This is a genomic window from Nocardioides malaquae (genome assembly GCF_015070385.1).
Taxonomy (GTDB): domain Bacteria; phylum Actinomycetota; class Actinomycetes; order Propionibacteriales; family Nocardioidaceae; genus Nocardioides; species Nocardioides malaquae.
In genome coordinates, this window is record NZ_JADCSA010001332.1 from 1 (window position 1) to 231 (window position 231).

A 231-nucleotide genomic window follows, 5' to 3' on the forward strand; every position below is an offset into this window, starting at 1 on the left:
CAAAAGGAACAACAGGGTAACATTAGTGTTCACACGGTCCAATCTTCTAAGAAGACCAAGTCAGCTAAAGCAAAGAACCGCACCAAAGCAGGTCCCTGTGCCATTGCTGCTGCCGCCACTGTGGATTGTGACTTTGACACGCTCATAAATGCTGCGGTGAAGGCTAACAGTGTGTGCGGTTTTGCCAAATGCAAATCTTCTGTGCTAACACTTGGCCATCTTTGCATGTTT

General features: G+C 47.2%; 1 protein-coding gene. It reads right to left on the reverse strand.

The window, feature by feature from the left end:
• Positions 1 to 29 precede the first annotated feature (29 nt).
• Positions 30 to 231 (reverse strand): hypothetical protein (locus tag IEQ44_RS17535; protein WP_227487735.1); only part of this gene is annotated, 202 nt, incomplete at its 5' end.